Origin of the sequence: Caldalkalibacillus thermarum (assembly GCF_014644735.1) — a bacterium.
Classification (GTDB): domain Bacteria; phylum Bacillota; class Bacilli; order Caldalkalibacillales; family Caldalkalibacillaceae; genus Caldalkalibacillus; species Caldalkalibacillus thermarum.
Window position 1 is genome coordinate 1 of the sequence record NZ_BMKZ01000134.1, and the last position, 628, is coordinate 628.

At 50.6% G+C, this 628-nt stretch carries 1 rRNA gene; it reads right to left on the reverse strand.

Annotation, left to right across the window (positions count from 1 at the left end):
- Window positions 1-427: 427 nt before the first annotated feature.
- Window positions 428-628, reverse strand: a 16S ribosomal RNA gene (locus IEW48_RS16870); the annotation flags it as partial.

Here is a 628-nt window from a genome sequence, read left to right on the forward strand (position 1 = left end):
GCTCCCAGCGCCTAGGCATCCACCGTGCGCCCTTAGTAGCTTAACCCTTAAGGTCGCTCGTGGCTACCCGATGAATCTGCTGTTATCCAATTTTCAAGGTGCAAGTACTCAGTTATTCACACAATGAAGGTCATATATTAAAATTGCCTGTCTGCACACTTGTTGCCACACATGGCAACCGGGTTGAAACCATCTTTGCGAGGTGGCCTTTGCACTTTTGGCAAGAGACACCGAGGAAAGATGGCCAAGAACCCTCAAAACTAAACAAAGCAGCAAGCGTGCGAGCAATTGATTAAGATGAAACGTTATAAAACGTTCAGTTTAGGGATCCCCCAAAACCGGGGNCGAGCAATTGGTTAAGATGAAACGTTATAAAACGTTCAGTTTAGGGATCCCCCAAAACCGGGGGTCTCATAAAACTCCCTAGAAAGGAGGTGATCCATCCCCACCTTCCGGTAGGGATACCTTGTTACGACTTCACCCCAATCATCTGTCCCACCATCGGCGGCTGGCTCCCTTGCGGGTTACCTCACCGACTTCGGGTGTTACAGACTCTCGTGGTGTGACGGGCGGTGTGTACAAGGCCCGGGAACGTATTCACCGCGGCATGCTGATCCGCGATTACTAG